The organism is Limnospira sp. PMC 1279.21, from assembly GCF_032349615.1.
Taxonomy (GTDB): Bacteria; Cyanobacteriota; Cyanobacteriia; order Cyanobacteriales; family Microcoleaceae; genus Limnospira; species Limnospira fusiformis.
Genome location: NZ_JARPLU010000115.1, coordinates 1 through 7,843 on the forward strand (window position 1 = coordinate 1; position 7,843 = coordinate 7,843).

The 7,843-nt window shown below is 48.5% G+C and carries 11 protein-coding genes and 1 tRNA gene; 3 read left to right on the forward strand and 9 right to left on the reverse strand.

Going from position 1 to position 7,843, the window contains the following annotated elements:
- Window positions 1-145 precede the first annotated feature (145 nt).
- From P5683_RS16540 to ffh, 3 genes are all read right to left on the reverse strand, one after another.
- The gene (locus tag P5683_RS16540; protein ID WP_006670678.1) at window positions 146-568 is read right to left on the reverse strand and encodes a KH domain-containing protein; all 423 of its coding nucleotides are present in this window, start codon (window positions 566-568) and stop codon (window positions 146-148) included.
- A complete protein-coding gene (rpsP, locus tag P5683_RS16545) occupies window positions 498-791 on the reverse strand; it encodes a 30S ribosomal protein S16 (protein ID WP_008055729.1) in 294 nt (97 codons plus the stop codon). Before rpsP ends, P5683_RS16540 begins: the two co-directional genes overlap by 71 nt.
- A gap of 137 nt (window positions 792-928) precedes the next feature.
- Window positions 929-2,344, reverse strand: a complete 1,416-nt coding sequence (gene ffh / locus P5683_RS16550; protein ID WP_006620988.1) for a signal recognition particle protein — start codon at window positions 2,342-2,344, stop codon at window positions 929-931.
- 16 nt (window positions 2,345-2,360) lie between these two features.
- Here ffh and P5683_RS16555 point away from each other — a divergent pair, with 16 nt between their 5' ends.
- A complete protein-coding gene (locus tag P5683_RS16555) occupies window positions 2,361-2,516 on the forward strand; it encodes a hypothetical protein (RefSeq protein ID WP_006620989.1) in 156 nt (51 codons plus the stop codon).
- Between the two features lie 20 nt (window positions 2,517-2,536).
- Here P5683_RS16555 and P5683_RS16560 read toward each other — a convergent pair.
- The 4 genes from P5683_RS16560 to P5683_RS16575 form a co-directional block, all read right to left on the reverse strand.
- Window positions 2,537-2,608 (reverse strand) — tRNA-Asn (locus tag P5683_RS16560).
- Between the two features lie 78 nt (window positions 2,609-2,686).
- Window positions 2,687-3,235 carry an NYN domain-containing protein gene (locus tag P5683_RS16565; protein ID WP_006620990.1) on the reverse strand — a complete coding sequence of 183 codons (549 nt, stop codon included), beginning with the start codon at window positions 3,233-3,235 and terminating at the stop codon, window positions 2,687-2,689.
- A 104-nt stretch (window positions 3,236-3,339) separates the two neighbouring features.
- Window positions 3,340-4,035 carry an energy-coupling factor ABC transporter ATP-binding protein gene (locus P5683_RS16570; protein WP_006620991.1) on the reverse strand — a complete coding sequence of 232 codons (696 nt, stop codon included), beginning with the start codon at window positions 4,033-4,035 and terminating at the stop codon, window positions 3,340-3,342.
- Window positions 4,032-4,298 (reverse strand): hypothetical protein, encoded by a 267-nt coding sequence (locus tag P5683_RS16575; protein WP_006620992.1) that lies wholly within the window; start codon window positions 4,296-4,298, stop codon window positions 4,032-4,034. The genes P5683_RS16570 and P5683_RS16575 overlap by 4 nt, the downstream gene beginning before the upstream one ends.
- 341 nt (window positions 4,299-4,639) lie before the next feature.
- Here P5683_RS16575 and psbD point away from each other — a divergent pair, with 341 nt between their 5' ends.
- Complete coding sequence (psbD, locus tag P5683_RS16580; protein ID WP_006617906.1) at window positions 4,640-5,698, forward strand: photosystem II D2 protein (photosystem q(a) protein); 1,059 nt, start codon at window positions 4,640-4,642, stop codon at window positions 5,696-5,698.
- 74 nt (window positions 5,699-5,772) lie between these two features.
- Here the strand turns inward: psbD and P5683_RS16585 are convergent, their stop codons facing one another.
- Window positions 5,773-6,306, reverse strand: a complete 534-nt coding sequence (locus P5683_RS16585) for a DUF1499 domain-containing protein (RefSeq protein WP_006670297.1) — start codon at window positions 6,304-6,306, stop codon at window positions 5,773-5,775.
- Between the two features lie 122 nt (window positions 6,307-6,428).
- Entirely contained in the window at window positions 6,429-6,884 is a 456-nt protein-coding gene (locus tag P5683_RS16590) for a hypothetical protein (protein WP_006670298.1), read from the reverse strand.
- A 342-nt stretch (window positions 6,885-7,226) separates the two neighbouring features.
- On the opposite strand from P5683_RS16590, the gene P5683_RS16595 reads away from it, so the two are divergent.
- Window positions 7,227-7,490, forward strand: a complete 264-nt coding sequence (locus P5683_RS16595) for a hypothetical protein (protein ID WP_006620995.1) — start codon at window positions 7,227-7,229, stop codon at window positions 7,488-7,490.
- Window positions 7,491-7,843: the final 353 nt, after the last annotated feature.

The following is a 7,843-nucleotide window of genomic DNA, read 5'->3' on the forward strand; positions in this document are numbered from 1 at the left end:
CTACCTGAAAGGGGGGCACGAAGCCCCTGTGCTTCAGCCGGGGGTGCTGACCAAACATCATCTATACACCAGACAAATACAGGACAATCAATCAGGAAAGCGACAGACAGGCGTTCCTTGCGTCGCTTTCCTTAGCAACAGAAAACTATCCGTCTCTATGAATTGGTCCCCTAGGGGTAGATGGACGAGTTGGGCGGCTGGTACGTTTCGGAGACGGACGGTTTGCTGAAGCCCGAGGCGGACGACCTGGGGTAGGACTGTCTTCGTAAATATCTAAATACACCGATTCCCCCGCCACTCTAGCGATCGCAGATAGAACATTACGAATCGCCTGGATATTATGTCCCGAACGACCATAAACACGGCCCTTATCTTCCGCCTCAAAAGCCAATCTCACCCAAATTTTGCGGTGAGCTGGCGATCGCTCACAATCAACCCGCAGCGCCTCTGGCGACCCCAAAAACGGGCTAATTAAGAATCGTGCCAACTCCCCATAATTAGGATTGGCTGACAGGTTCTGGGATACTGGGTTCAGCGATGACTCCGGACTTGAGTTGTTCAAATACATTGGCTTTTTGCAGGATGTTACGCACAGTTCTAGTAGGTTGAGCCCCTTGTTTCAGCCGTCGAATAATAGCCGGGGTATCCAATCTAGTTTCATCCGTTCTGGGGTTATAAAAACCCAACTCTTCCAGAGGACGACCTTCACGACGCGACAGACTATCCATCGCCACAATCCGATAACTAGCTTCTCGTTTCTTACCGTAACGTTTCAATCTCAGTTTGATCATTTGGTTTTAATCAACTCTCCTTATGAATTTTAAGCTATTGTAGCAGTCTAGGACAGACTGACCAGCAAATCCGCCTCTCAATGGGGTAACTTAGTATTATAGCATTCCCAGAACCCGACAAAAGTCAACTCCCACAGTTAAAGCTGACCGAAACCCTTTTTCTTTTTGGCTTTCTTTTTCTTCTTCTTGCCGCCAGCCATACCCGGCATTCCCATACCCGGCATTCCCATACCCGGCATTCCCATACCCGGAAACTGACCCTTACCCATTTGTTGCATCAAGCTCCGCATCCGCTGAAAATCGCTCACCAAACGCATCACATCCTTTTCCGCATATCCAGCCCCTTTAGCCACCCGCTTACGTCTTGAGGGCGAATTTGACAGCAACTCAGGATTCTTCCGCTCCTCAATGGTCATAGAATTAATCATAGCCTCCGAGCGTTTAAGCTGGCTTTCCCCCGCGTCCAACTGCTCCTGAGAGATTTTATTCATCCCGGGAATGAGTTTAACCAACCCCCCCAAAGACCCCATATTTTTCATCAACCGGGTCTGCTTGAGAAAATCCGTGAAGTCAAACTTAGCCTCTAAAATCTTCTCCTGCATCTTCTCAGCATCGGCGATATCAAACTCTTCCTGAGCCTTTTCCACCAATGTGAGGATGTCACCCATACCCAAAATTCTGGATGCCATACGTTCCGGGTAAAAAGGTTGTAGGGCTTCTACCTTTTCCCCGACCCCGACAAACTTAATCGGAGCGCCGGAAACTCGCCGAATTGACAGAGCCGCGCCGCCGCGACTATCCCCGTCCATTTTAGTGAGGATAGCACCAGTAATGCCAATTCGGTCATTAAAGGTCTGAGTCAGGGTAGCTGCTTCCTGACCCGTCATGGCATCAACTACTAACAAGGTCTCGTGAGGTTGAACCGTCTCCTTTATTTGAGCCAGTTCCGCCATCATATTCTGGTCAATTTGTAACCGACCAGCCGTATCAATGATAATTGTATCAATACCCTGGGCTTTGCCGTACTCAATACCCTGGCGAGCAATTTCTACCGGGTCGGCATCTTTCCCTAACTCGAATACGGGAACATTTATCTGTTTCCCCAGAGTCATTAACTGGTCAATAGCTGCTGGTCGGTAAACGTCCGTAGCTACTAACAGGCTGCTGCGATTCTCTTTTTGTAGGTGCAAGGCTAACTTAGCGGAAGCTGTGGTTTTACCAGTACCCTGCAAACCTGCCATTAACACGATGGTTGGTGGTTGTTGGGCTTCAGCCAGGGGAACATTGCTTTCCCCCATGACTTTCACTAACTCATCGTGAACAATTTTGATAAACTGTTGACCGGGTTTCACGCCGGATACTACTTGCGAACCCTGGGCTTGAACGCCAACCTCTTTGATAAAATCTTTAACTACCATCAGGTTAACGTCGGCTTCCAATAGGGCGCGACGAACTTCTTTCAGAGCTTCCTGGATATTGGATTCTGTAATTTTGTCCTGACCCCGGAGTTTTTTCCAGGCGGACTCTAAACGTTCAGAAAGGGCATCGAACATAAATAATAATGCTTTAGTGAAAGGTTCTGGCTGCTATAATTTTGGCCATGGGGCGATCGCATTTTACCACAGCAACCTAACGAAAAATGTCTCCCTCCCCGAACGCACCTCCAATCAGGCGAGTAATTGGGCAGGATATCCGGTTAAGGCTATGGCGGGCGATCGCATTTAATGCCGTATTTTTGGCAAAAACTCCCCGGGTAGGATTCGAACCTACGACCAATCGGTTAACAGCCGACCGCTCTACCACTGAGCTACCGAGGAAAGTGGGTTGTGGTTGTCTTAGCCACAGTTAACTATAGTAACCCAGTGGTAAAATTTTGTCAAGCATTTTGCTCAAATTTATTTTAGCCCCATCCGCAACTGATCCAAACGCCTTTGAGACTCAGGATCTAGGGAACTGTCAAGAAAGCGACTCCTCGATCGCTTAGGAGTTTGGTGGCGACGTTGGCGCTGTCGATTAGAAGCCTCAACCGCTTCGGATAACTGCATTGCAGACATCCATTCTGCACCGTAGCCCATCACAGTTAACTGTTGTGCGCGGTCTGAGGTAGCCACCAGCAACCGTCGCCGTGATAGTCGCAACTTATGACACAGGGAGGCACACATTTTTTCTATATAAGTGTCAGCAGTTTGACCATAACCTGTATAGTGAATCAACAGATTACGACTGATCTTTTCACTGACACCGGGAGTATTCTGATAGTGAGCATCGAAGACAATGCGAGCATCGAGACCTTCAAAAGCACTGTAGTTAATCAGAGTTTCGATCAGATGTCGCCGGGCTGACTCCATGCTTTCCCCGTCGCGCTTTTGTTGTAAACGGGGCCAGATTCCGATGATGTTATAACCGTCTACAAACAGGACGGCATTGGTTAAAGGGCGTGACATGATTTATTACTGCAAAGCTCATATTGAACAGTGGACAATTTTTGCTTAGTTTCAATAATGGCATTTTTTTCGTTAGGTAGGATGAAAAAATCAAGGTCCAAAATCTAGGTTTGATGATTTTGCATCAATCGCCGTTTCAGGGGTTCAGGGTTTCCCTGAGCCACCACACGGCCGTTTTCCAACAAAAAAGCACCATCGCTGTAGTCAAGTTCATCGAGGCGGTGTGTCACCCAGAGGGCGGTAATGCCGCGATTTTTGACTAAATGGCGAACTTGAATAACCAGGTCTCGCTGACTGTCTGGGTCTAGTAGGGCGGTGGGTTCATCGAAAAGTAGGACTTCACAATGTCTAGCGATCGCACCGGCGATCGCAATCCGTTGTTTTTGTCCTCCGCTGAGGGCATAAATAGGGCGGCGCTGCAATTCCAGCAATTTCACCGCCGCCAAAGCATCCTCAACCCGTCGCCTAACTTCCACTAGGGGGAGGCGATCTTCCACCAAACCAAAGGCCACATCTGCCCCCACAGTAGGCATAACCAATTGGTGATCAGGATTTTGGAAGACAAACCCCACCCGTCCCTTAATGTTAATCTCACCGGACTGGGACTCCAGCAGTCCAGTTAGTAGCCGCAACAGAGTTGATTTCCCGCTGCCATTCGTACCAAGTAACATCCAAAATTCCCCGGCGGGGACGGCTAGGGAACAAGAAGTCAGGACTCTAGCACCTCCCGACCATTGAAAGTTCAGGTTTTTGACTTCAATAGCCGGTAGGGGTGTTTGGGGTTGGGCAGATTGGCTCATTCTGTTAAGGCTACAAATCCCGGAGATCTACCTGTAGCTGTGGTCCCCGATTTTTCGGAAATCTGCACAGCCGAAATTTCGCTGCTGAGGACAGCTACTTTTTTATCGGTCATTTTCTCGCAGGTTAACTCCAACAGTTGCCCATGGTCCGAACGCATCATGTCTAGTACCTGGTTATAGACCCCCATAGCGTCCTCTTGGGTCTTTCTTTGTACCGATAGGGGAACCGGGACATATTTCACGATGATGTCAATGGTGAACATAGAAAAGTCTTAAAAAAAGGTTAAGTTTAACACCGACTCTCACCAGTATGTCAGATATCGGCACTGTCTGGTTAACATCGCAGCCCTTAAATCCCAATCTCTGAGGCGATCGCATCACTTCTGGGGCTTCCGGCTGACCCCCACTAGGACCCTCGCGATTAATTTTATTCTGAGACTTGCCAATCTGAGAATTTATGTTTATACTGTTAAGATAGGTAAAGAAAAGTTAACGGCATCGATCATATCCCTAACTTTCTGTTAAGAACGGGAAGCTAGATTTTAAAATAGAGTGCAGTTGGCTGATTTACTGGAAATCATAATTTATTCGGAGATTTGGGTTTATGACAATAGCAGTCGAACGCCCTCAAGTCACCAGAGGATGGTTTGATGTCCTCGATGACTGGCTGAAGCGTGATCGCTTTGTATTCGTAGGATGGTCTGGTATCCTGCTTTTCCCCTGTGCCTATCTATCTATCGGCGGATGGCTCACCGGAACTACCTTTGTTACCTCTTGGTACACTCACGGACTCGCCAGTTCCTACCTCGAAGGCTGCAACTTCCTGACCGCTGCAGTCAGCACCCCCGCCAACAGTTTGGGTCACTCCCTGCTGTTCCTGTGGGGTCCCGAAGCTCAGTGGGACTTTACCCGCTGGTGTCAATTAGGGGGTTTATGGGCTTTTGTAGCTCTACACGGAGCTTTCGCGCTAATTGGGTTCTGCCTGCGTCAGTTAGAAATCGCCCGCTTAGTTGGCATTCGTCCTTATAATGCGATCGCTTTCACCGGTCCTATTGCCGTGTTCGTGAGCGTATTCTTAATGTACCCCTTGGGTCAATCTGGATGGTTCTTTGCTCCCAGCTTTGGTGTAGCAGGCATCTTCCGGTTTATCCTATTCTTCCAAGGATTCCACAACTGGACGCTCAACCCCTTCCACATGATGGGAGTTGCCGGCATCCTGGGTGGTGCGCTACTCTGTGCTATTCACGGTGCTACAGTAGAAAACACCCTGTTTGAAGACGGAGAAGGATCTAACACCTTCCGTGCTTTTGAACCCACCCAAGCCGAAGAAACCTACTCCATGGTGACAGCTAACCGCTTCTGGTCCCAGATTTTCGGTATTGCTTTTTCCAACAAACGCTGGTTACACTTCTTCATGCTGTTTGTTCCTGTAACAGGGCTGTGGATGTGTTCCATCGGTGTAGTAGGTCTAGCTTTGAACCTGCGTGCTTATGACTTCGTGTCACAAGAATTGCGCGCGGCAGAAGATCCTGAGTTTGAAACCTTCTATACTAAGAACATTCTACTTAACGAAGGTATTCGCGCTTGGATGGCTCCAGCCGATCAACCTCACCAAAACTTTGTATTCCCCGAAGAAGTTCTACCTCGCGGTAACGCTCTGTAATCTGGGACTACTCACATAACCACCAATTAACCCCCTTTCCTCAACGGATTGGGGGTTTTGGTTTGATTTTGATTTTATGGGTTCAAAAGGCTTCTGATGGTTTCGATCCGATCGCGATTAACTCCCAAATCTGACTCTCCGAGTCGGGATGCCGATCGCACTTGAATCACCCCCGCCTCATCATCCAAATAAAATTCTACATCATCCACAAAGCCCATAATCGCCGAGGTAAATTCGGCATTAAGATAATGGTCATCCGCCGTCACGATTTTGGCGTTGTCCATACTCTCCACCACTTGTTTGATTTGAGCGAATGCTTCCTCCCCAGAGGTGGAATAGGTGAAAGGTTCGATATAGTGAACCCCGTCCTGGCTTTGGGTGGAAACGCAGTTAGGGGAAGCAGGACAATCGGAAAGATAGCCGTCGTGTACTCCTAGGTTATCGGGTCGCTTTCCTGAGAAGGAAAACAGACTCCCTAGGACGCTGGGATGGGTAGGCGCAGCCACCGCCACGGTTTCCCCCCCAAAATATCCAACCAGTCCCAACCATAAGGCGATCGCCATCGGTAGTAATTTCTTGTGCAAGAATCTTAGGGGCGAAATCTGCATATATATAACTCTCCCGTTCAATTGATTGATATCGATACTTCCCCGATTCTATCCCAGGAGGCGATCGCCCTGTAGCGCGACGGGGGAGGAATAGGTAATCATAGAAGCCGGGAGTTTCAACCTCATCCTGCCGGAACTAACCGAGTCACTTTTAGGCGAAAATTTCCGCCTCTTCTTTCCCCAAAGGCGCGAACTCTCACAATATAATCCCCTCCCTCCATAATGCGAGCAAACAGGAGAGAGTTGGTTGTCCCGTCCGGGCCGTCGTCATTTTCTGCGATCGCTATACCATCATCCGATAACAACACCACCACAGTATCAAATTCATCCGACATCAGCTCAATCATCACTTGTTCATTGCTTGGGAGACGGACGCGATAATCCCGTAAAAAGCCGCCATCTCCTATGGGAATATCTCGTTCCGAGAGGATGTCCTCTACCACCTCACCCGGAACGATGGAAATGGGTTGATACATGACCTGTTGCGCTTGTAGCGGACCTGTTGCCAGTGCTAATGTACAAGCCGTGAGACTCGCCAGTAAACTTGAAGACCAAGAGGAAATAGACAGGTTTTTCATAGAGTTTAGAGTTACCGTGAAAATGAAACCCTTTTATGAGAATCTGTGCCTGGCGCGCTGAAAACCTTTCCCGTAGCGACAAACCTCGCCCTATGACTCCCTGACCGAAAACTAGAAACCAACCATTAACCCGGTTTTTGCCTCGCCCGGAATATATATATGGCGGCACACTTTCCCATGGTGTTATATTACGTCAAATTTCCCCGGAAGTCAAGCCCCCATCCCCAAAAATTTCCGCACCCGTCAACGCCATCTCTAGCCTGCATAAAAAACCCCTGCCAGAATCGATAGAACATTGTTAGCATAATTAGTGAGATAAGATATCTGGGAGGCATTGGGAAGATGGCAACAACCTTAGCACAGGTGGCGGGTTTTCTGGATAACCGCCGATGGCACTACCACAGCGACACCGACCGAAATCGCATCATTACTGGGGTACAGTCCGAACAGGTCGAGAATTTCACGATTGTCATTCAACTACAGGAAGACGGGGAATATTTAGCCCTGTTTGCGCCGCAACTCTTGAACCTGAAAAACCATGTATATAAAGGCGTGGCATTTCAGACAAGCCTTCCTGTTGAGCCATCTTCTCAAAATATTCGATGACCTCAATTCCCAGAGAAATAGTGACTTGTTTTTTTAAGGGTTCCGCAAAAGGATTGGGTCTCCTTTTCATTTGGGAAAGCGGATATTCCGGTTCCATGAGTTTATCTCCGATATTCTTGGCTATGCGGTGCGTCAGGTGACGCACCCTACGAGGGTGATAATTATTAATTATTAATTGTAGGGGCGGGTTCTGCGGTCAAATTTCCCTCCCAACGAGGATATTAATAAACCCGCCCCCAAACCCGTCGCCGTCAACGGTCAATTTTCCCTCTCCCACGGCTGAGAAACCCGGTTTCTTTGAGAAACCGGGTTTCTTGATTTCGGCGGTCAAACCCCGGTTTTTTCAACAGGAC